Here is a 23,228-nt window from a genome sequence, read left to right on the forward strand (position 1 = left end):
AGAACAATCAACAATCTAAAATCTAAAATTCAAATATGGGTGCTTTTGTAATTAGCAGGCGATTTAATGATGAATATAAATTTACGTTTACTTCGCGTAGAGGGAAGGTTATTTTTACGAGTTTGAGTTATGAATTGAGATTTGAGTGTGAAGAAGATATTGAGAAATTTAAAGCAAATATTGATCTTGCAAAGTTTTTGAAATTTAAAGGCTCTGGTGGGAAGTATTTTTTTAAATTAATGCTTGGAGAGGTTCATTTTGCTACAAGTCGTAAATACAGTACAGAATTGCTTTTACAGAAAGGGATAAAAGAAATTGTCACTTATTCTTCTAGGTCGGAAATTTTGGATTTCTCTTCAAATGAATTGATTTTTGAAGATGAGGAATCTGAAGAAGAAGTAGAGGAGGGGGTTGAATAAAAAAAGCGTTTACAATTGTAAACGCTTTTTTTTATTTGAAGTAGATCAATGATTTGAATTGATCAAAAAAAAACCATCTTAAAAGATGGCTTTAAAATCGTTAGAACTTAGGTTCTAATTATTTTTTTACTTCTTCTACTTTAGCAGCAGCTGAATCAACTTTAGCAGCAGCAGAATCAACAGTTGTAGCAGCAGAATCAACTACAGCAGCAGCTGAATCAACAGCAACAGCAGCAGAATCTACAGCTGGAGCTTCAGCAGCAGCGTCAGCTTTTTTACAAGATACAACAGTTAAAACAGCAACAACAGCTAAACTTAAAAATACTTTTTTCATCTTACTTTATTATAAAAGGTTAATTATTAATTCGTGGCAAAGATATAAATTTTTTAATATGTAAAATATTTTTTCACTTTTTTTTTAAAATATTTTCCTTACTCACGATTATCTTAGTTATCAAATAATATGCCAAAATAACAAATATAAATCATATTATTGTATGTTTTGTGTAATTTATTTTTTGTTGAAAATTCTATCGTTGTTTTGAGTCTTTTAAATAGGTTTGTTATAGTTTATTTTGTTTTTTACAGAATATTCTATAGCGCTAAATGTCTTAAAAATATATTTTAATCAGTTTAATTGCCATAAAAATGTCTTTCAATGCTAGAAATTTGCTTTATAGGGCTTTATTAACGATTTTCATAATTGTTTCTGTAGCGCCTTTGTTGTTTTGAATGAAGGACTTACATATTTCGCTTTTTTCATTAAAGAAAGAGTTATCAGATAAAAGATGGTCAAAAGCGCCTTTTAATTCTTTAAAATTTGAAATGATCGTACATCCTTTTAATTCAACAAGGGAAACTGCTTCTGCAAAATTCGAATAGTTTGGTCCAATTACGATTGGAATTCCAAATGTTGCTGGTTCCAAAATATTGTGTATACCAGGATTTCCAAATCCACCGCCTACATATGCAATAGTTCCGTAGCTATAAATTTTAGTCAATAAGCCAACTGTATCTATGATGAAAACATTATAAGATGCTAAATCTTTGTTTTCTTTTTCTGAAAATAAAACAGTTGATTTGGTAATTTTTGACTGAAGATCTGAAATCTGATCAGGTTTGATGTTATGCGGAGCAATTATGAATTTTACATTTTCTGGCGCTTGATTAATGTATTCGCTTATTAAAACTTCATCTTTTGGCCACGAACTTCCTATAACTATAACTGGCTGATTATTTTTGAAATTTTGTATAAAATCCAACGAATTATCACGTCCTAAAATTGCATTAACACGATCAAATCTAGTATCGCCTGAGACAATTACATTATTAAATCCTAAACTTTCTACTTTTTGTTTCGATTTTTCGTTTTGAACAAAGAAATAGGTGAAGGCTTTTAGCGCTTTTCTATAAAATCCGCCGTACCATTTAAAAAACATTTGGTTGTCTCTAAAAATTCCTGATATCAAATAAGTTGGAATTTTGTTGGTTTCAAGTTCTTTTAAGTAATTCAGCCAAAATTCATATTTAATAAAAAATGCTAATTCAGGATGAACTAATTGCATGAATTTTTTAGCGTTCTTTTTGGTATCTAAAGGCAGATAAATTGTAACATCTGCAACTGTGTTATTTTTACGCACTTCGTATCCAGATGGTGAAAAAAAGGTTACAATAATCTTATGCGAAGGGTGTTTTTCTTTGATTTTTTCTATCACAGGAAGGCCTTGCTCATACTCTCCTAACGAGGCAGAATGAAACCATATTGTCTTGTCTGTTGGTTTTATTTTATCTTCTAAAGTTGAAAATACGTTTTTTCGGCCTTCAACAAAAAGCTTAATTTTCGGACTAAATAAGGCTACGATTCTTAAGAAAAATCCTGCGATGTATAGGGTTGAATTGTATAAAAAAAGCATGTAATAATTTTTGCAGCTAAATTACATTTCTTTCGACTATTTTCATTGGTTTGAAGCTATTAATAACTATTTTTGTTCCTCCTTTTAGAGATTTCTGTTTAAACAGTGTCTTTAAATTTTTAAATACATTCAAACAATGAGAAAAATTCAAATGGTTGACTTAAAAAGTCAATATGAAAAAATAAAATCTACTGTAGATGCTTCTATTCAAGAAGTTTTAGACACAAATACTTACATTAACGGACCTTTAGTTCATCAGTTTCAAAAGAATCTTGAGGATTATTTAGGTGCAAAACACGTTATTCCGTGTGCGAATGGTACAGATGCTTTGCAGATTGCCATGATGGGACTTGGTCTTCAGCCTGGAGACGAGGTTATCACTGCTGATTTTACTTTTGCTGCTACTGTTGAGGTTATTGCTTTATTACAATTAACTCCAGTTTTAGTTGATGTTGATTTGCATAATATGAACATTGACATTGATGCAGTTAAAAAAGCAATCACTCCAAAAACAAAAGCAATTGTTCCTGTGCATTTATTTGGACGCGCTGCAAATATGGATGCGATTATGGAAATTGCGGCTGAACATAATTTATATGTAATTGAAGATAATGCTCAGGCAATTGGTGCAGATTATATTTCAAAATCTGGTTCTAAAACTAAAGTTGGAACAATTGGCCACGTTGCGGCGACTTCTTTCTTCCCATCAAAAAACTTAGGATGTTATGGTGACGGAGGAGCAATTTTTACAAATGATGATAAATTGGCTCACATCATCCGCGGAATTGTAAATCACGGAATGTATGAGCGTTACCACCACGATGTTGTAGGTGTAAATTCACGTTTAGACAGTATTCAAGCAGGAGTTTTAAATGCAAAACTGCCTCTTTTAGATGAATATAATGCAGCTCGCCGTTTAGCAGCAACAAAATATAATGCGGCTTTCGCTGGAAATGCACATATCATAACTCCAGATTTTGATGCAAACGAAAATGATCACGTTTTTCATCAATATGTATTAAGAATCATTGATGCAGATCGTAATGCTTTAATGCAGCATTTATTGGATAAAGGAATTCCTTGTGCAATTTATTATCCAATTCCGCTTCACTCTCAAAAAGCATATTTAGATCCTCGTTATAAAGAAGAACAATTTCCTGTAACAAATCAATTAGTTCAAGAGGTAATTGCTTTGCCAATGCACACAGAATTGGATGACGAGCAAATTAAATTTATTACCGACAGCATAATTGAATTTTTAAAATAAGAAAGCTTAATTATTAGCCAAAATTTAACCACAAACAAACCACAAAATGAAAGTATTAGTAACAGGAGGGTTAGGGTTTATCGGATCTCATACCGTAGTCGAATTGCAAAATGAAGGCTTCGAAGTAGTGATTATAGATAATCTTTCAAACTCTTCAGAAGATGTTTTAAAAGGAATTACAGCGATTACAGGAAAAACACCTTTATTCGAAAAATTAGATTTAAGAGAAAAAGCTGCAGTGCAGGATTTCTTTAAAAAACACAACGACGTTACAGGAGTTATTCATTTTGCGGCTTCAAAAGCGGTAGGAGAAAGTGTTGAACAGCCTTTATTGTATTATGAAAACAATATTAGCAGTTTAATCTATCTATTGCAAGAATTACAGCAAAAACCAGAAGCAAGTTTTATTTTCAGTTCTTCTTGTACGGTTTACGGCCAAGCCGAAAAAATGCCAATTACAGAAGATGCACCAGTCCAAACTGCAATGTCTCCTTACGGAAATACAAAGCAGATTGGCGAAGAAATCATTACAGATACAGCTAAAGTGACTAATATTAGCGCTATTTTATTGCGTTATTTTAATCCAGTTGGAGCACACGAATCAGTAGAAATTGGAGAATTGCCTTTAGGAGTTCCTCAAAATTTAGTGCCTTTTATTACACAAACAGGAGTAGGATTACGTCAAGAATTATCTGTTTTTGGTAATGATTACCCAACACCAGACGGAACTGCAGTTCGCGATTATATTCACGTTGTTGACCTTGCAAAAGCGCACGTAATCGCTTTACAGCGTTTATTAAATAAAAAGAATTTAGCAAAAGTTGAAACTTTTAATTTAGGAACTGGAAAAGGAAGTTCTGTTCTTGAAGTGATTCATAGTTTTGAAAAAGTCAGCGATAAAAAACTGCCTTATGTAATTAAGCCACGTCGTGAAGGTGATATTACTGAAGCTTACGCGAATACTGATAAGGCAAATAATGTCTTAGGATGGAAGGCTGGACTAAGTCTGGATGAAGCTATGGCAAGCGCCTGGAAATGGGAACAAAAAGTGAGGAATAAATAAATTCTTTATCAGTTAAAATTATAAAATTTTAAGATCCCAAATTATAGCAGTATAGTTTGGGATTTTTTTTAGCGTATTAATTATCATGAAACAAAGTTTAGATTATAAATTAATATTTGCCTTAGCGGCTGTTGGAATTATTTGGGGAACTACCTTTTTAGGAATTAGAGTTGCGGTTGAGACTATTCCACCTTGGTTTGTAACTTCAATTCGTCAGGGATTGGCGGGAATAATTATGATGATTATTTTATTGTTCAAAAAAGAACTGAAATGGATTGGGTGGGAAAATTTAAAACATCAGCTTGTTCCTTCTATTTTGATGATTGTAATTGCAAATGGTTTTACAACTGTTGCTGAGCAGACTGTACCAAGCGGACTGGCTTCGGTAATTAGTGCTATGTCTCCAATACTTATTTTTCTAGGCAGTATTTTATTTAAATTACAAAAACCAAGTTTAAGAGGATTTGTTGGCGTTATAATAGGATTTTCGGGGGTCGTTTTTATATTTAAAGACGGGCTACGATCTTTTTTAGATGCCGATTACAGAATCGGAATGATGTTTATGGGATTTGCGATTACTGCTTGGGCTGGTGGAACAATTTATACCAAACTTCATGGAAATAAATCTAAAAATATCGTTCTTAATTTATTTTACCAATTTAGTATGGCTTCGTGCATTCAGATTGTTTTAGCATTTATTTTTTCACCTACTATTGATATAAATTTATGGAGTTCTAAAAGTATTTTAGCTGCATTGTATTTGTCGATTTTTGGATCTGTAATTGCTTTTTTTAGTTATAATTATGCTCTAAAACACGTTACGCCGGTTCAGGTTTCTATTTTAGCGTATATCAACACCATAATTGCGGTATTTTTTGGCTGGCTTATTTTGGATGAAAAAATTACCATTGATTTTATAATTGCAACAATCCTGATCATTTTGGGAGTTTTTATTATTAATTACAAAAAGAAGGAAAAGAAACCTTTGTAAAAAAGGATCAATTTGATTTAATTTATTTTGTAAATTTGTAAGATTAAAATGTAGGAATTATGAGTTCGGATAAAGAAAATAAAAAGAACAAGGTTGAAGAACCTGCGGTTGAATACGAAGTTCAAAAAAACAAATTTAAAGGTATAGATCGTGAAACTTTTGATTTTGATGCTGAGTTTGCAAAAGGATTAACGCCAGAGGAAGCAAAAGCAGAATCAATTAGGAGAATTAGGGAATGGTGGGGAAAATAGAAGTTATTTTTACGTCTTCAGTGATTCAGTATCTCGATGATTTAGTTTTGGTATTATATAGAAAAGAGTATTTTGGTTTTATTGAATCTGCAGAAGAATATGTTTCAAATATTTATAAAGAAGTTCCTGAAAGAATAAAAAAATCTCCTCATAAGAAAACTCCAAAACCTCTTCAATATTTAGGTTTAAATTATATCTTTTATAAATCTAATACGAGAACAACTTGGTATATATTTTTCGAAAAAAGCAATCAAAATTATTTGATTACCGGAATTCTAAATAATTACAGCGAAGAAGCAAAAGAGCTATAAAGCAAAATCCTCATAAACTTATCAAAGTATATGAGGATTTATTATTTATACAGTAAATAACTGAAAACTGAGACTGCGACTGAAAACTAATTAAGCATTCGCAACAGCAGCTTCTTTATCAATTTTATTAATCAATCCAGTTAAAACTTTTCCAGGACCAACTTCAGTAAACAAAGTTGCGCCATCAGCAATCATTTGCTGAACAGACTGAGTCCATTTTACAGGAGCAGTCAATTGAATGATTAAGTTCTTTTTAATTTCGTTTGCATCAGAAACCGCATTTGCAGTAACGTTTTGATACACTGGACAAATTGGAGTAGAGAAAGTCGTTGCTTCAATTGCAGCAGCCAATTCTTCTCTTGCTGGCTCCATCATTGGCGAGTGAAAAGCTCCTCCAACAGGTAAAATTAAAGCACGTTTTGCTCCAGCAGCTTTCATAGCTTCACAAGCTTTTTCAACAGCAGTAGTTTCACCAGAAATTACCAATTGACCTGGGCAGTTATAGTTTGCAGCAACTACAACACCATCGATAGAAGCACAAACTTCTTCAACAATATTATCAGCTAAACCTAAAACAGCGGCCATTGTAGATGGAGTGATTTCGCAAGCTTTTTGCATAGCCAAAGCACGCTGAGAAACCAATTTAAGTCCGTCTTCAAAAGATAAAGTTCCGTTTGCTACTAAAGCAGAGAATTCTCCTAAAGAGTGTCCTGCAACCATTTCCGGTTTGAAATCTTCTAAAGTTTTAGCTAAAATAACAGAATGTAAAAATACAGCTGGTTGTGTTACTTTAGTTTCTTTTAGTTCTTCGGCAGTGCCTTCAAACATGATATCTGTAATTCTAAAACCTAGAATTTCATTAGCTTTTTCGAATAATTCTTTGGCTACAGCCGAATTTTCATAAAGGTCTTTACCCATTCCTGTGAACTGCGCTCCTTGACCCGGAAATACGTATGCTTTCATTTGTCTAATTTAATTTTTACTTTTTTTTTAAAATTGAAAATTAGTTTCAATTGGAAGGCAAAAGTACTATTTTTTTAGCTCGTATAACCCTTAAACATATAAATCCACGCTAATCTTGAAAATCTAAGATTAAAAGGAGTAAGTAAAGTAATCAAAACTGCAATGATAGGAAGGATTCTTAAATCGAAGTTCGTTTCGAAGAAATATTGTGCAATGCAATACGTTGCAATTCCCTGAGCGACTGTTAATCCGTAATTTACATACATGGCACCGAAAAAATAACCAGGTTCTTTTTGGAATTTATAATGACAGTGACTGCAGTATTCATTCATTTTTGGAAAACTGAAATTCAGAAAAATGTTCTTGTCTGTAAAAACTTTTCCTTTATGACAAACAGGACATTCGTTTTTTAAAATATGAGTTAATGCGCTTGACATGATAATGTTGATTTTGTTTATACAAAGGTAATTCAGAGGTTTATAAAAGTCTTTTTTATATCTTCGCTTATTATAGCACAATAAAGACATTTTTGATTAAATTTTCAAAAAAACAAATTCCAAATTCCAAAATGGAAAACGGTGTTTTTTATAATCAAGAAAACAAATAATACCTATTATGAAAAAATATCCCGTTTATAGTGTTCAGAATTTTAGCTGCAACGATATTCACCGTGATTTTTATGTCAACACTTTTACAGAGCATTTAAAAAATCACAGTTTTGTCGAAGAACCGCATCGTCATGATTCGTACTTAATGGTATTTTTTACAAAAGGTTCTGGATTACACGAAGTCGATTTTGACCAATTTGACATAAAAAGAGGAAGTCTTTTTGTACTGCAGCCAGGGCAAATGCACCATTGGAATTTATCTGAAGACATTGAAGGCTTCGTAATTATCTTTTCTCAGGAATTGTACAATTTGTATTTTGGACAGAAAAAGATCAACGATTATAATTTTTACCATTCGATTCATAATCGACCAGAAATGGTTTTTGAGGAAAATGAAATCTCAAAAATCCTACCTTATTTCAATCTGCTGATTCAAGAAAACAGTCAGAATAACAAATATCAATTAGATAAACTGTTGAATTTGTTAGACTGTATTCATATTGAAGTCGCACGAAAATACAGTGAAACCTATTCCCATCAAACGCATTCGTACAATATCAAAATCAATATATTCGAATCGCTTTTAGAAGAATATTTCAGAACAGAAAAACTGCCTTCATTTTATGCAGAAAAATTAAATATCACGCTGAAACATTTGAACAGAATCTGCAATGAAATTCTGCAAAAAACAGCGACAGAAGTAATAACAGATCGCGTTATTTTAGAAATTAAAAGAATGTTGATTGATAAACAATTAGCTGTAAATGAAGTCGCATTCAAAGTTGGCTACGAAGACTACTCGTACTTCTCTAGATTCTTTAAAAAACAAACGGGAATGTCACCAACAGAATTTAGAAATATAAAATAAAAAAAGGCTTCGACTTCGCTCAGCCTGACATGCGATATATCTTGTAAATGATTGGTCAGGCTGAGCGAAGTCGAAGCCCGTTCCTAAAAGCAAAAAAGCCTGCACTCCCGAGAAAGGTGCAGGCTTTTAACCAACCAATTAAATCTAATCTAAAACCAAAGATTAAGCTTGTTTTGCTAATTGAATTTCGATGTTTAATTTAACTTCTTCTCCAACTAACACACCGCCAGTTTCAAGAGCTGAGTTCCAGTTTAAACCCCAGTCTTTACGGTTAATTTTTCCTTCAATATTTAAACCAACTTTAGTATTTCCCCAAGGATCAGTCATGATTCCGCTAAATTCTACTGGAAATTTTACAGTTTTAGAAACACCTTTAATGTCTAAGTCTCCAGTAACTTCATAATCACCATCATCGATTTTTTTGAAAGATGAAGATTTGAAAGTTAATTTTGGATGATTTTCTACGTCAAAGAAATCACCACTTCTTAAGTGACCATCTCTATCTGCATTTGCAGTATCGATAGAAGCGATGTCAGCAGAAAACTGAATATCTGCATTTTCGAAGTTTTCTCCGTCAGTTGTTACTGTTGCATCGTAAGTTCCAAATTTTCCTGAAACATTAGTAAACATCATGTGTTTTACTTTAAAACCAATTTCTGAGTGAGTTGGGTCAATTGACCATTTTGTAGTTGCCATAATTTTATTTTTTTAAATAATTAATTTATTTCATTTTGATAGGACAAAGTTACGGTGACAGTTGTCCTGGAGCACTTAACCTAGATTAAGAAATAAAAAATGTAATAAGTTTTTGATTGTCAAATTTCTGATTGTCCTCCTGAGCGATCCCGAAGCTTCGGGAGAAGGACTATTTTTTGTTATTCATATAAAACGTCAAAGCTCCCGACGGACATTTGTTAACAGTCGAGATTATTTTCTCAGTTGTAGACTGCTCTGGTGTAATCCACGGTTTTTCTTTAGGACGAAAAACATCTGGATTATTTTTGACGCAATTTGCAGAGTGAATGCATTTTCCAGATTGCCAAACAATAGTTACTTCTCCGTTTGTATATTCTTTAGTGAGGTTATTTGGATTCATGGTTTAAAATTTTAAAGGATTAGTTTTAATTTTAAAGTCAGACCAATTTTCTTATTCATAAAGTTAGCCTTTCTTGTTTTCTTTTTTTTTAATTAAAGGTTAAAAAAAAGAAACGATAATAATCTGATTTCCAGATTTATTATCGTTTCTACGTTGCAGGTATTAATTGTTTTTGTTTGAATTAATAATTCATCGGAATGTCCATTAATAAAAATTCAGCATCTGTGTTTGCTTTAATATTCAAAACATCAGTTCCTGAGATTCCCACTGCGTCACGAGAATTTAATTCCTGACCGTTGATGGTTACATTTCCTTTTAAGATAAAAGCGTAAACTCCGTTTCCTTCTTTTTTGATTTTATATTCAGCCGTAACTCCAGAATCGAAATTACCCATATTGAACCAAGCGTCTTGGTGAATCCAAACTCCTTCATCATCTGCATTTGGAGATAAAACCTGAGACAATTTATTATGTCTGTTAGCAACATCCAAAGTAATCTGCTGATAACGTGGCGTAACATTTCTTTTATTTGGAAACAACCAGATTTGTAACAATTTGGTCTGCTGATCTGCATTTGGGTTAAACTCACTGTGCTGAATTCCAGTTCCGGCACTCATTACCTGGATATCTCCATTTTTAATTACTTCAGTATTTCCCATGCTGTCTTTGTGAGCCAAATCACCTTCAAGCGGAATTGTAATAATTTCCATATTATCGTGAGGGTGAGTTCCAAATCCCATTCCAGCAGCAATCGTATCATCATTCAAAACACGAAGCGCTCCAAACTGAATTCTATCTGGATTGTACCAGCTCGCAAAACTAAAACTATGATAAGCGTTCAACCATCCGTGATTTGCGTTTCCTCTTGTCTCTGCTTTATGTAATACTATATTTTCCATGATTTTGTCTTTTATTGATTTTGATAGTACAAAGATACGGTCGATGCAGAGGAAAAGCACTTAATGTAGATTAAGAAAAGATTCTGAGGTTCTAAGTTGCTGATACACTAAGTTTTTTTTGGAGCGGAAATTTTGGTTTTCAAAAGACGTTTAGTCCCGCTATCCGTTACAATCTTTTGTGGTGAACCCCACCACAAAAGGATTTCCACTTCTATCGGGGCTAGATTAGAAGTTTTTGTTTTCAGAAGGAGTTATTGAGGCAAAAACTTAAAGATTACTGTTTGTCATCCTGAGGAACGAAGGATCACACAAGAAATTCCGCCTGCATAATCGCCAATCTTTGTCGAGTTCCGAGTGTGATCCTTCGCACCTCAGGATGACAAAATTGCGTTGAGTATGCGTTCAAAGAAATAAACTTTGCGACTTAGCTCCCGATAGCTATCGGGATTGCGAGATTATCTAATCCTAATCAATTTCCCTTTCCCAACCACTTTATCAAGATAATTCACAGAAGAACTTTTCTTATCATGCATAAAAAAAGGAATAGTATCTTTTTCGATTTGGTCTTTTGGAATGCTGATAATCAAATCCGTATTAATGAAATTATCCAGTAGTATTGCGTTGCCATAAGAAATCCTTCCTTTTGGCAGATATTTGTTATCAAAAGCAAAAATACTATCCTTAAAAGTAATTTTATCTTTTAGAATATATGAATCGTTATCTTCTATTAGGTAATTATAACGGCCATTAAGTTTTTCTGTTTTCTGACTTAAATTAATAGAAAACAGCATTATTAGTAAAGATAAATAGTGCATAAAATTCTAACTATATTGATTCATAAACTGCTGTACAACCGCATCTGTATTTTCGTGACGTTTCTTTTTCTCTAAAACAATTGGCGGAGCAGCTCTTTCTAAACAATCTTGTACGGCGCAAGTTTCGCAAGTTACACCTACAATTCGTTTTACCAAAGGTTTTCCATCAATGAATTTGAATTTCTTTTTCATTGTCGGATTAATTAGGATTCCAACTGAAATACTTCGAATATAATTTTCTGCAAAAGGATCTTTTGTAGCCGATGAAAAAACCAAATATTCGTTTCCGCTATTGGCATAACTCGAAATCTGAGCATCAAAAAAATGAGGTTTATTTTGTCTGATCGCTTCGTCGATAGTTTTTACCGAAACCCATCTTCTGCAATAATGTTCATTCGTTTCATTGGCGTGTGGTTCCTGCTGATGCGTAATATGCAATTCCTTGTTGATTTGATAAACATCAGAACCAATTCGGTGAGATAATCTTAAGAAGAAAAGGTTTTTTAGCTGAAAATCTTTTGGTAATAAATTGGTCAATCTCTGATAAAAAGATTCAGGTGAAACTTCAAAACTTTCAATTAATTGAACAAATTCTTCCGGTTTTGGATTTTCCTTTTCTAAAAAAAGATTGATTTTGTCTACAACTAATTTTCTAGGCAAAATTAAAGCACCAGCAAAATAAGAAGCATAAAAATTATTCAAAACCTGATCGAAATTTTCAAACTTAATCCAGGTAAAAGTCAGTAAGCGATCTGAAATTTTGAGATAATTATAGGCTATTTCTTTGGCTAAAATAAAAGCCTTTTGCGGATCGTCAAGTTCAGTTGAAAGTAATAAAGTCTTGCTTTTCGGAACATAAATCGAACGTAAATCTCCCAAAGCTTCCTGATCTGTAAAAGCAATTTCTTTTATCGCGTATTCGTATTCTTCTTTTAAAATCGCTTCTAGCTCTTCAATGCTGATTTTGGAGTCTAAATTAATCTGAAATGACTTCGAAAAAGCAATTACTTTTTCTTCTAAATCTTCAAAATAATTACTGTGCGCTTCCTGATAAGAACGCAAAGCAGCAAGGAAAAAACTTTCTCGGCTTAAATTATAATGTTGTGCAATCTCAAAAATAGTGCTGATAAAAGCATTGACTTTGGCTGGAGCATTAGCAATAATATCAATTAAATCAGCTTCTTGAATTCCAAAAAGTTCCAGAGGAATCTCTTTTAAAATTCCAGATTTTAAGATTTCGCCAATCGGAGCGAGGTTATTATCGAGTTTTAAAGACACCATTTGGTCGTAAGTCACGTCCAAATGTTCGCATAAAAGCAAAATTTTATCTGTTTTGGGATATTTTTTTCCCTTTTCAATCTCGTTCAAATACGATTTTGACAGATTAGTCAGTTTGGCCAAACCAAAAAGTGACAAGTTTTTTTGTGTGCGAACTTGCTTCAGTTTTAGCCCAAAAATCAGCTTTATATAGTCTTTTTCGATATCCATAATGTCAAATATAGACATTCTAAAAACAATCGCAAAATAAATATTTTTTAAATTTAGCGAACGTTCGCTTGTTTTGTAAAAAACTTTTTTATAACATTGTACTGTCAAAACGTATTAATTATGAATTAGTTATGATTTAATTGTTTTGGTGAAATGAAAAATGATTAGAGAGAAATTTTTTTAATCAAATAAAAATTAAAATCTGCAGCTATGAAAAACCAATTAGAGATTACTGAAATGGCTTTAGAAATTCTGGCCGACAAAAAGCTTGCTTATCCAAAAATCTGGACTGAAGAAGCGATTGCGTTTATTACCGAATTGCACAAAAAATTCGAATCGCAAAGAAAATTACTGCTTTTGCAGAGAGAGCAAAAACAAGTTGCTTTTGATCAGGGCGTCATGCCGGTTTTTACTCCAGAAACAAAAAGCGTCAGAGAAGGCAATTGGACAGCTAGAGAAATTCCGAAAGATTTATTAGACAGGAGGGTAGAAATTACTGGACCTGTTGATCGCAAAATGATTATCAATGCTTTGAATTCGGGTGCCAAAACTTTTATGGCTGATTTTGAAGATAGTACCTCGCCAACTTGGAAAAACTTGATGGACGGACAAGTGAATTTAATTGATGCGGTGAACAAAACCATTACGTATACTGATTTGGTGAAACAGAAATCGTATCATTTAAATCAAAAAATCGCAACACTTATTGTACGTCCAAGAGGTTTGCATCTTCCTGAAAAACATATTTTGATTGATGGAATTGAAGTTTCGGGTTCGCTGGTAGATTTTGGTTTATACGTTTTTCACAATCATAAAAGGCTTTTAGAGAATAATTCAGGACCGTATTTCTACATTCCGAAATTAGAACATTATCTAGAAGCAAGATGGTGGAACAGCGTAATTGATTTTACCGAAGATTATTTAAAACTGAAAAGAGGAACTATAAAAGTGACGGTTTTAATTGAAACAATTACAGCAAGTTTTCAGTTGGACGAAATCATTTACGAATTGAAAGAACATATCGTTGGATTAAACTGCGGGCGTTGGGATTATATTTTCTCATACATTAAAAAGTTTAGAAAAAATCCAAAATTCATTGTTCCAGATCGTGATCAGGTAAATATGACTTCGCCTTTTATGAATGCGTATTCAAATTTAGTAATTCAGAGATGTCATAAACGAGGTATTCATGCGATTGGCGGAATGGCAGCACAGATCCCGATTCGAAATAACGAAGAAGCAAATGCAGTCGCTTTCGCAAAAGTAAAAACCGATAAAGAACGTGAAGTTCGAAACGGTCATGACGGAACTTGGGTAGCACATCCAGATTTGGTTGCTGTAGCAAAAGAAATTTTTGATAAAGGAATGCCGACTCCAAATCAGATTCATATAAAAAGAGAAAATCGTAAAATAACAGAAGAAGATTTAATCGAACCGCCAATTGGATTGATTACAGAAAACGGCGTTCGAAAAAATATCAATGTTGCGGTTCTATATCTGGCTTCATGGTTGAACGGACAAGGTGCGGCCGCTTTACATAATTTAATGGAAGATGCAGCAACTGCTGAAATTTCAAGATCGCAATTGTGGCAATGGCTTCAAAACAAAGTGGTTTTGGATAATGGCCGAAAATTAGATCTGGCCTATTATCATGAATTGGCTTTGGATGAATTTCAGAAAATCAAAACAGAATTAGGAGAAGAAAAACACGAAGAACAGCAATTTCCATTAGCTGAAAAAGTATTGGAAAGATTAGTTGTAAATCCAGATTTCGTTGATTTCTTGACGATTCCGTGTTACAAATACCTATAAACAATTAAAAATTAAGAATTAAGAATTAAAAATCTGCAGTATCTGCCAAATCTGCGAGCGAATAATTTTTTCACGCAGATTTAGCAGATCAAGCAGATAAAATTCAGTCTTAAATTATTTAAACACATAGAAACATAGATTTAGATTTTAAATAAAAGATAAAAGAAAAAAACTAGTTTTTCACACATAGCTATGTGTATTGAAACTAGTGAAACGCCTTTAACCACAAAGGATAACTATGTTTCTATGTGTTAAAAAAAATAAGTCCAGTTAAAACTGAATACTAAAAACTGCAACTGAACACTAAAACACTAACCACTTTAACTTAAGCTATTTATGAAAACAACAGAAAACAGAATTCAGGAATTGATTAACGATTGGATCACGAATCCAAGATGGAAAGGAGTTGAACGTCCTTATACTGCAAGCGAAGTAGTGACGCTTCAAGGATCATATCAAATTGAGCATTCTATTGCAAAAATAGGAGCTGAGAAATTATGGAGAAAGTTAAAATCTCAGGATTATGTGGCGGGTTTGGGAGCTTTAACTGGAAATCAGGCGATTCAGGAAGTAGACGCTGGTTTAGAAGCGATTTATTTAAGCGGATGGCAAGTTGCTGCGGATGCGAATCTGGCGGGCGAAATGTACCCAGATCAATCACTGTATCCTGTAAACAGCGTTCCAATGGTGGTAAAAAAGATCAACAATGCTTTATTGCGTGCTGATCAGATTCAAACTGTAAATGAAATTGAAGATAAAAAAGATTATTTAGTACCAATTGTAGCCGATGCTGAAGCAGGTTTTGGTGGAAACTTAAATGCTTTCGAATTAATGAAATCAATGATTGAAGCTGGAGCTTCTGGGGTTCATTTTGAAGATCAATTGAGTTCTGCTAAAAAATGCGGACATCTGGGCGGAAAAGTTTTGGTGCCGACACAAGAAGCGATTAATAAATTAATTGCCGCTCGTTTGGCGTCAGATGTTATGGGAGTTCCAACTTTAATCGTTGCCCGAACCGATGCTGATGCGGCAAATCTATTAACTAGCGATGCAGATCCAAGAGATCGTAAATTCTTAACGGGAGAAAAAACTGCTGAAGGTTTCTTCTATGTAAACAATGGAATCGAGCAGGGAATTGCAAGAGGTTTAAGCTACGCACCTTATGCCGATTTGATTTGGATGGAAACCAGTAATCCGGATTTAGATTATGCTAGAAAATTTGCAAAAGCAATGAAAAAAGAATTCCCAGACAAAATGCTGGCTTACAATTGTTCTCCTTCTTTTAATTGGGCAGCAAAATTAACGGTTGCTGAAATGGAAACATTTAGAGAAGATTTAGCAGCAATGGGATATAGTTTCCAATTCATCACTTTGGCAGGATTCCATGCTTTGAATACGAGTATGTTCGAATTGTCTAAAGCCTACAAAGAACGCGGAATGGCAGGCTATTCTGAATTGCAGGAAAGAGAATTCTCTTTACAAAAAAACGGATTCAGAGCGGTAAAACATCAGGCTTTTGTTGGAACTTCATATTTCGATGCCGTTCAAAATACGGTGATGTTAGGAAAATCAGCAATAACCGCAATGAAACATTCTACGGAGGTTGAGCAATTTTAATTCTTGTTTTACCATTAAGATATTAAGAAAGTTAAGCTTTATATTCTTAAAAAATAAGAAAGATTAAGTCTAGCTTAATGAATCTTAATATCTTAATGGTTTAATTTTACTTTTTCAAAAGCCTGGCTTTCATTTTGCTGAAGAATTCGGGTGTTACACCAATGAAAGAAGCAATTTGTTTTTGAGGAACTTTGTGAACTAATGTTCCATATTTTTTAGTGAATTTTTCAAAGCGCTCTTCCGCAGGTAAACTCAAGTTATCCATTAATCTTTGTTGATTCGCAACTAATGAATTTTCAATTAAGATTCTGAAAAAACGTTCCAATTTTGGAATTTCAAGATACAATTGTTCTTGATTTTCTTTGGACAAAGAAACGACTTCAGCTTCTTCCAGAACTTCAATAAAAAGCTGTCCTGGTTTTTGAGAAAAAAAGCTGTACATATCGCTCATCCACCATCCTTCGCAGGCAAAAGAAAGAACATGTTCGACAATATTATCGTTGATATTGAAACTTCTTAAAATTCCTGAGTTTACAAAATAGGAATGTTTGCAGACTTCGCCAGCGTTTAATAAAAGCGTTTTGGCTTTGTAAGTGTTGGTTTCCAGTTTAGATAAAAAAAGCGCCTGTTCTTCTGGTGTAAGAGAAACGTGTTTGGCAATGTTTTCGAGAATTAATGCCATTATTTTTTATCGTCAATTAAGGTAAATGAAGTTGCTTTAAATCGGTCTCCTTTGATTTCTCCCGTAACTAAAGCTTTACTAATTGCGTTACAAAAGCCTTTTTCTGAGTGTGCATCACCGTGATCGTGAATAGTTGTTCCGTCAACAAAGTAGCTTTTTCCATCAATGCGAACAGCTAAATCACAGCTTTTGCCTTTCATACCAAATTGACATTCTCCGCATGAAGCTTCAACAACTGTTGGTTTATCAAATTTCTTTTTGCTTTGTGCTTGTACGGTGATTCCAATAAAAAGAAAAGTCGCTAAAAGTATATTTTTCATAGTTAAGAATTTACAGTTATTAATTTTGCCGTTTCTTTGGCGCGTTCTGTTACTTCATTAATTGGGGTTGAAAGCGTATCATGACTTAAAACGACACCCATTCTTCGGTAAGGTCTTGAAGTTGGTTTGCCGAAAATTCTGAAATCTGTTTTTGGTAAAGCGGCTACTTTTTCGATTCCGCTGAAAGTTGGATTTGTTGAATCTTCTGACGCTAAAATTACAGCGCTTGCTCCAGCTTTTTCTAAAGTGATTTCGAATATTGGAAGACTTAAAATCGCTCGTAAATGCAATTCAAATTCGTTGAAATTCTGTGTTCCTGCTAAAGTTACCATTCCGGTATCGTGTGGACGAGGAGAAAGTTCAGAGAAATAAACACCTTCATTAGTTAAGAAAAATTCAACACCAAAAAGTCCCGCGCCTCCAAGCGCTTCCGTAATTTTTTCAGCCATATCCTGAGCTTCATACAAATCTTTTTCTGAAACCAAAGCGGGCTGCCAGCTTTCCTGATAATCACCTCTTTCTTGTCTGTGACCAATTGGAGCACAGAATAAAGTTGGATTATTATTTTGAGTAATCGTTAAAAGTGTAATTTCAGAATGAAAATCTACAAAAGCTTCTACAATCACTTCGATAACATCGCCACGTGAACCAGCAACGGCATATTGCCAAGCTTTTTCGATATCACTTTCTGTTTTGATTGTTGATTGTCCTTTTCCAGACGAAGACATTAAAGGTTTTACTACACACGGAATTCCAACTTCTTGAACAGCTTTCTGAAGTTCCTCTGCCGATGTTGCATATTGGTATTTTGCCGTTTTTAATCCGAGTTCTTTTGCTGCTAAATCGCGAATGGCTTTACGATTCATAGTGAAGTTTGCCGCTTTCGCTGAAGGAACAACGGTAATTCCTTGTTTTTCGTAATCGTAAAAACGTTCGGTACGAATGGCTTCTATTTCAGGAACTATAAAATCGGGTTGGTGTTTGGCTACGATTCGGTCAAGTGCTTCACCGTCGAGCATATTAATGACTTCAAAACCGTGTGCAACTTGCATGGCTGGTGCATTTTCGTAACTGTCAACTGCGATTATGGTTTGTCCGATTCGTTGTGCGGCAATGACAAATTCTTTGCCTAATTCGCCTGAACCTAGGAGTAGTATTTTCATTTTGGAGTAGTGTATTGTTTGAGTAGTAAAAGTAGGGAAAAAGGTTTTTTTAACCGCGAAGTTCGCAAAGAATTACGCGAAGAACGCAAGTTTTTTGTTTTTAAGTTAAAAAAGAGCGCAAAGAATTTCTCACGTAGATTTTGCAGATCGAGCAGATTTAATTTTATACTAGATTTTAGTTTTAAGACAAAGTAACCACACAGTTTGTCATTTCGACGAAGGAGAAATCTCCACAAGTGGCTCTACAAAGATTGGCTTATTGGAGCGGAGTTACTCGTGGAGATTTCTCCTTCGTCGAAATGACAAGATTGGAGAAATAACAGGATAAAAAAATGTTCGCAAAGATTATTTAAAATCTTTGCGAACATTTGCGTAATTCTTTGCGCTCTTTGCGGTAAAAAAAACTTTGCGTTTAAACTTTAATGAAAATGATCTTCTTCAATTTCAAATTCTGCATCTTTTTCCCAGATTTCCATTTCGCAGGGTTTACAGTTGAATTTTAGTTTGTATTCAAGTTCACCTTGTTTCAATACTAATGGTTCTTTTACTTTAACACCTACAATATCTTTTTGGTGTATTGGGCATTTTTTCAATTCGTATTTAATGCAATATTTGGTTGTCATTACACGAGATTTTCCTGGATCCCATTGTAATTCGAATGCTTTTTCGATTTCGGTAACACCGTGACGTTCATAGAATTTACGAGCTGTTTTGTTAGAAACGTTGTACATGAAATCCAATTTCGTTTCTGGATATGGATGTGACGTTTTTACCAATTGGTGTTCTTCACGAACGTAATTTGCCAAACGAATTTCTGATAATTGTTCGAAAACATTTCTTCTCATTTCGTTGATTTTTGAAATAGGAAGGAACCAGTTTTCAGAGAACATTACATTGATTTCATCGGCGCTGTAAGGTGTGAAACCTGTTTTTGCCAATTGAACTTTAATATTTTCTTCGATCGATTCGCCTGTTTTCGTTTTTTCTTTCGGATGCTCTAATTTTACTGTACTTACGTTTCCATCTTCATCGGTTGCGATTAATTCAAAACCGTTTTCATTTTCGGTAAGCAATAAAGTAGTTCCGATTTTACGGATCGCACTGTCTTCTCTTTCAACAATTTTAATGAAAGCAGCGTCGTTGTTTCTATAGATGAAAGTTCCGTCTTTGATTTCTTTTAAAACGTTTGGATACACTTTTCCGTTTTCAGCTTTGTTTACGTAAATTCCGTCAGCTTCGTTATTTTCGTTAATGAAACAAAGTCCATCACCGTTGTTTAATAATTCACCGTTTTCGATTTCGTAAGCATCTCCAATAGTTCGAATTAATTTCCCAATATATTGCCCTTTAGATTTTGGGCTTTCCCAAGAACCAATAGAGCTGTGTCTTTCGTTTACGAAATAATCGGTATAACCACGATTGAACGTTCTGCTTAAAGTAGAGTCGAAAGTATATGTACATTTTCCAGAAGAAGCTTTTGTGTACTTATCGCTTCCTTCTAAATAACTGTCTAATTTTTGACGTAGATAAGATACGTTATTTTTAACGTAAGCTACATCTTTTAGTCTTCCTTCAATTTTGAAAGAAACGATACCTGCTTCAATTAAATTCGGAATCTGATCTGAAACGTCTAAATCTTTAATCGAAAGCAAGTGACTGTTTCTGATTAAAGTATCTCCGTTTCCGTCAATTAAGTTATAAGGTAAACGGCAGTTTTGAGCGCAAGAACCACGGTTTGCACTTCGTTCTCCGTTTGCCACACTCATATAACAGTTTCCGCTGAAGGATACACAAAGTGCTCCAGTCACGAAAAATTCTAATTCAACATCAGCTTCGTCGTAAATGGTTTTAATTTGATGTAAGTTCAATTCACGTGCTAAAACGACACGTTTGATTCCTGCATCTTTAAGGAATTTAATTTTGTCTGCATCACGGTTGTTGGCTTGTGTGCTGGCGTGAAGAACGATAGGAGGCAAGTCCATTTCCATAATCGCCATATCTTGAATGATCAAAGCATCGACACCAATATCGTATAATTCCCAAATCATTGCGCGACAGGTTTCTAATTCGTTGTCGTATAAAATGGTATTCATTACCACAAAAACCTGAGCATTAAATAAGTGTGCATATTTTACTAATGCAGCAACATCTTCAATAGAGTTGTTGGCATTTGAACGTGCTCCAAATTGTGGCGCACCAATATATACAGCATCTGCACCGCTGTTAATAGCTGCCATTCCGCCGATTAAATCTCTTGCTGGAGCTAATATTTCTATTTTCTTCTTCATTTCTAAAACTTTAGCCTTTTGTGGTATTCACGAAAAAAAGTGTGCAAAGGTCTAATAAATTATTTGAGTTTGCTAGTGCTAAAGCGATTTTTTTGAAATTGTTAACGCAATATGGAATGAATTGGTTTAATTTTTAATACTGAATTAATCTGTTTATTCAATGTCATGTATATTAAAAACAAAAAACCACCCGATCCGAAGACCGAGCAGTTCTCAAAAAAAAGCATGAATCGATTAGTTTGCTCTCATTTTTATTTGTGATAAAGTATTTTGAATACTGTTTAATTGTTTTGAAACGACGTAAATCTGATCGTGTTCCAGATGATTATCTTCGAGTGCTTTTTTATATTTTTCAATAGCAGCTTCTTCACCCGTAATACAAGCGTTTATAATTGCTTCTGTATCGCCTCCTGTAAAGGCAGATTTAATATCGATCCAAGCTCGGTGTAAAGCTCCAAGTGGTCCTCCGCCAGAAGTATCTGTGGATTTTCCCAATTTGTTGATTTGGTTTTGTAACTCTACAATAAACAATGCGCGTTCACGGGCATATTCAAGGAAATCGGTTTTCATGGCTGGATTTTCTACATGTTCTGCCGCATCTGTATATCCTAGTTTTCCATCTTCAAGAATTGAAATTAATCCTTCTAAGGTTTTAATTGTTTCTGTTGTGATTTCTTCTGCATGTATCATGACATATAATTTTTGAAATTAATATGTTACAAAGTTTGCAATTTATAAGAGGCTTTGCTTTACAGGATTACACTCTAGGTTTTATAATATTGTAGAATGGGAATTTTGAAACTTATATTTTATTTCAATTGCCTCCAGCTTTAGCTGGAGGAATTAAAAGGATCAAGTTAGTGGCTTTAGCCGAATGTATAGTTTGGCTAAAGCCTATATAGAAGTTTAATTATAACCTCCAGCTGAAGCTGGAGGCAATTGAACCAGATATTGTTTTCTTTTGAAAACGAATTTTTCTCGTTTACGGTTTGCGTGAGGGATAGAAGTGGAAAGCCCACAGCCTGACGAAGGAAGTGCGAGGACTTGTAGCGGATAGCCCGACCCGGAGGGACACGCCCAAAAGCATAAAAAAACAGCTTAAAGTATAAAAGTGATGAAACTTTTGAACCTTAAGCCGTTTTAGTAAAACTTAGTATATTATTATGCAGTCAAAGCTTCTTTGATTCTGCGTAATGCTTCTTTTAAGATATCGTTGCTTGTTGCATAAGAGAAACGAATACAGTTTGGATTTCCGAAAGCGTCTCCAGTTACTGTTGCAACATTTGCTTCTGCTAAAAGGTACATAGAAACGTCGTTTGCATCTTTAATTTCGTGACCTTTTAATGTTTTTCCGAAGAAAGAAGAAACGTCTGGGAATACGTAGAAAGCTCCTTCTGGAACGTTGATTTTTACTCCTGGAATTTCTTTTAATAATCCAACCACTAAATCTCTACGTCCGTGGAAAGCTTGAACCATTTCGTTTAATACGCTTGGATCTGCATCTACAGCTGTAATTGTAGCTCTTTGAGCAACAGAATTTGCACCAGATGTTACTTGTCCTTGAATTTTTGTACACGCTTTTGCGATGAATTCTGGAGCTCCGATGTAACCAATTCTGTATCCTGTCATTGCGAATGCTTTTGCAACTCCGTTTACAGTAATTGTTTTTTCTAACATTCCTGGGATAGAACCAATACTGCAGAAAGTTCCAGAGAAATTGATGTGCTCATAAATTTCATCTGCAACTACGTAAATATTTGGGTGTTTTTCTAAAACTTTAGCCAAAGCTGTTAATTCTTCTCTGCTGTAAACAGATCCAGATGGATTGCAAGGAGAAGAAAACCACATCATTTTTGTTTTTGGTGTGATTGCAGCTTCTAATTGTTCTGGTGTAATTTTGAAATCTGTTTCTACAGAAGTTGGAACTTCAACAGGAACTCCACCAGAAAGTTTTACGATTTCGAAATAAGAAACCCAGTAAGGTGCTGGTAAAATTACCTCGTCACCGTCGTTTAACATTACCTGAGCAATGTTGTATAGAGATTGTTTTGCTCCTGTAGAAACTACGATTTGAGATGGTTTGTACTCTAAATCATTGTCTCTTTTGAATTTTCTGCAGATAGCTTCTTTTAAATCTTGGTATCCATCAACAGGAGAATATGTACTATAGTTGTCGTCGATCGCTTTTTTTGCAGCTTCTTTAATGAAGTCTGGCGTATTGAAATCTGGCTCACCTAAACTTAAACTGATAATGTCTTTTCCTTGTGCTTTTAATTCGCGTGCTAATGCAGCCATTGCTAATGTCTGTGAAGTAGCAAGATTGTTGATTCTGTCCGAAAGAATATGATTCATTATAAAATTTTTGAATGTCCTTAATTTGCTGTTAATTAAGGAA

The 23,228-nt window shown here is 34.0% G+C and carries 24 protein-coding genes; 9 read left to right on the forward strand and 15 right to left on the reverse strand.

The genetic code is table 11. The features are described from left to right. The first annotated feature begins 35 nt into the window (after positions 1 to 35). Positions 36 to 419: a DUF1508 domain-containing protein gene (locus DM444_RS04800; protein ID WP_111284535.1), complete on the forward strand. Its 384-nt coding sequence runs from the start codon at positions 36 to 38 to the stop codon at positions 417 to 419. Between the two features lie 118 nt (positions 420 to 537). Here DM444_RS04800 and DM444_RS04805 read toward each other — a convergent pair whose 3' ends face one another. After that, positions 538 to 753 carry a PG1828 family lipoprotein gene (locus DM444_RS04805; protein WP_111284537.1) on the reverse strand — a complete coding sequence of 72 codons (216 nt, stop codon included), beginning with the start codon at positions 751 to 753 and terminating at the stop codon, positions 538 to 540. Positions 754 to 1,093: 340 nt separating this feature from the next. Further along, complete coding sequence (locus DM444_RS04810; RefSeq protein ID WP_111284539.1) at positions 1,094 to 2,332, reverse strand: 3-deoxy-D-manno-octulosonic acid transferase; 1,239 nt, start codon at positions 2,330 to 2,332, stop codon at positions 1,094 to 1,096. A 136-nt stretch (positions 2,333 to 2,468) separates the two neighbouring features. On the opposite strand from DM444_RS04810, the gene DM444_RS04815 reads away from it, so the two are divergent. The 5 genes from DM444_RS04815 to DM444_RS04835 all read left to right on the forward strand — a co-directional run bounded on the left by DM444_RS04815 (position 2,469) and on the right by DM444_RS04835 (position 6,215). Beyond that, complete coding sequence (locus DM444_RS04815) at positions 2,469 to 3,599, forward strand: DegT/DnrJ/EryC1/StrS family aminotransferase (RefSeq protein WP_111284541.1); 1,131 nt, start codon at positions 2,469 to 2,471, stop codon at positions 3,597 to 3,599. A 46-nt stretch (positions 3,600 to 3,645) separates the two neighbouring features. Further along, entirely contained in the window at positions 3,646 to 4,662 is a 1,017-nt protein-coding gene (gene galE / locus DM444_RS04820; protein WP_111284543.1) for a UDP-glucose 4-epimerase GalE, read from the forward strand. A gap of 85 nt (positions 4,663 to 4,747) precedes the next feature. Further along, the gene (locus DM444_RS04825) at positions 4,748 to 5,653 is read left to right on the forward strand and encodes a DMT family transporter (protein ID WP_111284545.1); all 906 of its coding nucleotides are present in this window, start codon (positions 4,748 to 4,750) and stop codon (positions 5,651 to 5,653) included. A 59-nt stretch (positions 5,654 to 5,712) separates the two neighbouring features. Beyond that, positions 5,713 to 5,904, forward strand: coding sequence for a hypothetical protein (locus DM444_RS04830; RefSeq protein ID WP_111284547.1), 192 nt, complete (start codon positions 5,713 to 5,715; stop codon positions 5,902 to 5,904). Beyond that, on the forward strand, positions 5,889 to 6,215 hold the full coding sequence (locus tag DM444_RS04835) for a hypothetical protein (RefSeq protein ID WP_162614919.1): 327 nt from the start codon (positions 5,889 to 5,891) through the stop codon (positions 6,213 to 6,215). The genes DM444_RS04830 and DM444_RS04835 overlap by 16 nt, the downstream gene beginning before the upstream one ends. A 90-nt stretch (positions 6,216 to 6,305) precedes the next feature. On the opposite strand, the gene fabD is transcribed toward DM444_RS04835, so the two are convergent. After that, on the reverse strand, positions 6,306 to 7,178 hold the full coding sequence (fabD, locus tag DM444_RS04840; RefSeq protein ID WP_111284551.1) for an ACP S-malonyltransferase: 873 nt from the start codon (positions 7,176 to 7,178) through the stop codon (positions 6,306 to 6,308). Positions 7,179 to 7,252: 74 nt separating this feature from the next. Then, complete coding sequence (locus DM444_RS04845) at positions 7,253 to 7,615, reverse strand: DUF983 domain-containing protein (protein ID WP_111284553.1); 363 nt, start codon at positions 7,613 to 7,615, stop codon at positions 7,253 to 7,255. A 178-nt stretch (positions 7,616 to 7,793) separates the two neighbouring features. Here DM444_RS04845 and DM444_RS04850 point away from each other — a divergent pair, with 178 nt between their 5' ends. Continuing rightward, positions 7,794 to 8,654, forward strand: a complete 861-nt coding sequence (locus tag DM444_RS04850; RefSeq protein ID WP_111284555.1) for a helix-turn-helix domain-containing protein — start codon at positions 7,794 to 7,796, stop codon at positions 8,652 to 8,654. Between the two features lie 162 nt (positions 8,655 to 8,816). On the opposite strand, the gene DM444_RS04855 is transcribed toward DM444_RS04850, so the two are convergent. The 5 genes from DM444_RS04855 to DM444_RS04875 all read right to left on the reverse strand — a co-directional run bounded on the left by DM444_RS04855 (position 8,817) and on the right by DM444_RS04875 (position 12,951). Beyond that, positions 8,817 to 9,350: a YceI family protein gene (locus tag DM444_RS04855; RefSeq protein WP_111284557.1), complete on the reverse strand. Its 534-nt coding sequence runs from the start codon at positions 9,348 to 9,350 to the stop codon at positions 8,817 to 8,819. A gap of 169 nt (positions 9,351 to 9,519) precedes the next feature. Next, positions 9,520 to 9,750 carry a (4Fe-4S)-binding protein gene (locus DM444_RS04860; protein WP_111284559.1) on the reverse strand — a complete coding sequence of 77 codons (231 nt, stop codon included), beginning with the start codon at positions 9,748 to 9,750 and terminating at the stop codon, positions 9,520 to 9,522. A 181-nt stretch (positions 9,751 to 9,931) separates the two neighbouring features. Continuing rightward, positions 9,932 to 10,648 carry a pirin family protein gene (locus DM444_RS04865; RefSeq protein ID WP_111284561.1) on the reverse strand — a complete coding sequence of 239 codons (717 nt, stop codon included), beginning with the start codon at positions 10,646 to 10,648 and terminating at the stop codon, positions 9,932 to 9,934. A 455-nt stretch (positions 10,649 to 11,103) separates the two neighbouring features. Further along, positions 11,104 to 11,439, reverse strand: coding sequence for a hypothetical protein (locus tag DM444_RS04870; RefSeq protein WP_239455585.1), 336 nt, complete (start codon positions 11,437 to 11,439; stop codon positions 11,104 to 11,106). A gap of 30 nt (positions 11,440 to 11,469) precedes the next feature. Then, on the reverse strand, positions 11,470 to 12,951 hold the full coding sequence (locus DM444_RS04875; protein ID WP_111284566.1) for a helix-turn-helix domain-containing protein: 1,482 nt from the start codon (positions 12,949 to 12,951) through the stop codon (positions 11,470 to 11,472). Between the two features lie 210 nt (positions 12,952 to 13,161). Between DM444_RS04875 and aceB the strand changes: the two genes are divergently transcribed. Continuing rightward, positions 13,162 to 14,763, forward strand: coding sequence for a malate synthase A (gene aceB / locus DM444_RS04880; RefSeq protein WP_111284568.1), 1,602 nt, complete (start codon positions 13,162 to 13,164; stop codon positions 14,761 to 14,763). A gap of 336 nt (positions 14,764 to 15,099) precedes the next feature. Then, a complete protein-coding gene (gene aceA / locus DM444_RS04885; RefSeq protein ID WP_111284569.1) occupies positions 15,100 to 16,380 on the forward strand; it encodes an isocitrate lyase in 1,281 nt (426 codons plus the stop codon). Between the two features lie 106 nt (positions 16,381 to 16,486). Here aceA and DM444_RS04890 read toward each other — a convergent pair whose 3' ends face one another. The 6 genes from DM444_RS04890 to DM444_RS04915 all read right to left on the reverse strand — a co-directional run bounded on the left by DM444_RS04890 (position 16,487) and on the right by DM444_RS04915 (position 23,185). Next, positions 16,487 to 17,062, reverse strand: a complete 576-nt coding sequence (locus tag DM444_RS04890) for a Crp/Fnr family transcriptional regulator (RefSeq protein WP_073407828.1) — start codon at positions 17,060 to 17,062, stop codon at positions 16,487 to 16,489. Next, positions 17,062 to 17,382 (reverse strand): DUF6370 family protein, encoded by a 321-nt coding sequence (locus DM444_RS04895; RefSeq protein WP_111284571.1) that lies wholly within the window; start codon positions 17,380 to 17,382, stop codon positions 17,062 to 17,064. The genes DM444_RS04890 and DM444_RS04895 overlap by 1 nt, the downstream gene beginning before the upstream one ends. 2 nt (positions 17,383 to 17,384) lie before the next feature. Further along, positions 17,385 to 18,545: a formate-dependent phosphoribosylglycinamide formyltransferase gene (gene purT / locus DM444_RS04900; protein WP_111284573.1), complete on the reverse strand. Its 1,161-nt coding sequence runs from the start codon at positions 18,543 to 18,545 to the stop codon at positions 17,385 to 17,387. Positions 18,546 to 18,964: 419 nt separating this feature from the next. Beyond that, positions 18,965 to 20,833, reverse strand: a complete 1,869-nt coding sequence (locus tag DM444_RS04905; RefSeq protein WP_111284575.1) for a peptidase U32 family protein — start codon at positions 20,831 to 20,833, stop codon at positions 18,965 to 18,967. A gap of 234 nt (positions 20,834 to 21,067) precedes the next feature. Continuing rightward, positions 21,068 to 21,523, reverse strand: a complete 456-nt coding sequence (locus DM444_RS04910) for a ferritin-like domain-containing protein (protein WP_111284577.1) — start codon at positions 21,521 to 21,523, stop codon at positions 21,068 to 21,070. A 471-nt stretch (positions 21,524 to 21,994) separates the two neighbouring features. Next, a complete protein-coding gene (locus tag DM444_RS04915; protein WP_012023823.1) occupies positions 21,995 to 23,185 on the reverse strand; it encodes a pyridoxal phosphate-dependent aminotransferase in 1,191 nt (396 codons plus the stop codon). Between the last annotated feature and the right edge of the window lie 43 nt (positions 23,186 to 23,228).

Origin of the sequence: Flavobacterium ginsenosidimutans (assembly GCF_003254625.1) — a bacterium.
Lineage (GTDB): Bacteria > Bacteroidota > Bacteroidia > Flavobacteriales > Flavobacteriaceae > Flavobacterium > Flavobacterium ginsenosidimutans.

Excerpts from the sequence above, each read along its gene's own strand:
- DM444_RS04890 (WP_073407828.1), bottom strand. The coding sequence starts at position 17,062 with ATGGCATTAATTCTCGAAAACATTGCCAAACACGTTTCTCTTACACCA.
- DM444_RS04810 (WP_111284539.1), bottom strand. The coding sequence starts at position 2,332 with ATGCTTTTTTTATACAATTCAACCCTATACATCGCAGGATTTTTCTTA.
- DM444_RS04845 (WP_111284553.1), bottom strand. The coding sequence starts at position 7,615 with ATGTCAAGCGCATTAACTCATATTTTAAAAAACGAATGTCCTGTTTGT.
- aceB (WP_111284568.1), top strand. The coding sequence starts at position 13,162 with ATGAAAAACCAATTAGAGATTACTGAAATGGCTTTAGAAATTCTGGCC.
- DM444_RS04825 (WP_111284545.1), top strand. The coding sequence starts at position 4,748 with ATGAAACAAAGTTTAGATTATAAATTAATATTTGCCTTAGCGGCTGTT.
- DM444_RS04875 (WP_111284566.1), bottom strand. The coding sequence starts at position 12,951 with ATGGATATCGAAAAAGACTATATAAAGCTGATTTTTGGGCTAAAACTG.
- DM444_RS04850 (WP_111284555.1), top strand. The coding sequence starts at position 7,794 with ATGAAAAAATATCCCGTTTATAGTGTTCAGAATTTTAGCTGCAACGAT.
- DM444_RS04905 (WP_111284575.1), bottom strand. The coding sequence starts at position 20,833 with ATGAAGAAGAAAATAGAAATATTAGCTCCAGCAAGAGATTTAATCGGC.
- DM444_RS04835 (WP_162614919.1), top strand. The coding sequence starts at position 5,889 with ATGGTGGGGAAAATAGAAGTTATTTTTACGTCTTCAGTGATTCAGTAT.
- DM444_RS04830 (WP_111284547.1), top strand. The coding sequence starts at position 5,713 with ATGAGTTCGGATAAAGAAAATAAAAAGAACAAGGTTGAAGAACCTGCG.
- DM444_RS04915 (WP_012023823.1), bottom strand. The coding sequence starts at position 23,185 with ATGAATCATATTCTTTCGGACAGAATCAACAATCTTGCTACTTCACAG.
- DM444_RS04860 (WP_111284559.1), bottom strand. The coding sequence starts at position 9,750 with ATGAATCCAAATAACCTCACTAAAGAATATACAAACGGAGAAGTAACT.
- DM444_RS04800 (WP_111284535.1), top strand. The coding sequence starts at position 36 with ATGGGTGCTTTTGTAATTAGCAGGCGATTTAATGATGAATATAAATTT.
- DM444_RS04855 (WP_111284557.1), bottom strand. The coding sequence starts at position 9,350 with ATGGCAACTACAAAATGGTCAATTGACCCAACTCACTCAGAAATTGGT.
- DM444_RS04870 (WP_239455585.1), bottom strand. The coding sequence starts at position 11,439 with ATGCTGTTTTCTATTAATTTAAGTCAGAAAACAGAAAAACTTAATGGC.
- DM444_RS04895 (WP_111284571.1), bottom strand. The coding sequence starts at position 17,382 with ATGAAAAATATACTTTTAGCGACTTTTCTTTTTATTGGAATCACCGTA.
- fabD (WP_111284551.1), bottom strand. The coding sequence starts at position 7,178 with ATGAAAGCATACGTATTTCCGGGTCAAGGAGCGCAGTTCACAGGAATG.
- DM444_RS04865 (WP_111284561.1), bottom strand. The coding sequence starts at position 10,648 with ATGGAAAATATAGTATTACATAAAGCAGAGACAAGAGGAAACGCAAAT.
- DM444_RS04910 (WP_111284577.1), bottom strand. The coding sequence starts at position 21,523 with ATGATACATGCAGAAGAAATCACAACAGAAACAATTAAAACCTTAGAA.
- aceA (WP_111284569.1), top strand. The coding sequence starts at position 15,100 with ATGAAAACAACAGAAAACAGAATTCAGGAATTGATTAACGATTGGATC.
- purT (WP_111284573.1), bottom strand. The coding sequence starts at position 18,545 with ATGAAAATACTACTCCTAGGTTCAGGCGAATTAGGCAAAGAATTTGTC.
- DM444_RS04805 (WP_111284537.1), bottom strand. The coding sequence starts at position 753 with ATGAAAAAAGTATTTTTAAGTTTAGCTGTTGTTGCTGTTTTAACTGTT.
- DM444_RS04815 (WP_111284541.1), top strand. The coding sequence starts at position 2,469 with ATGAGAAAAATTCAAATGGTTGACTTAAAAAGTCAATATGAAAAAATA.
- galE (WP_111284543.1), top strand. The coding sequence starts at position 3,646 with ATGAAAGTATTAGTAACAGGAGGGTTAGGGTTTATCGGATCTCATACC.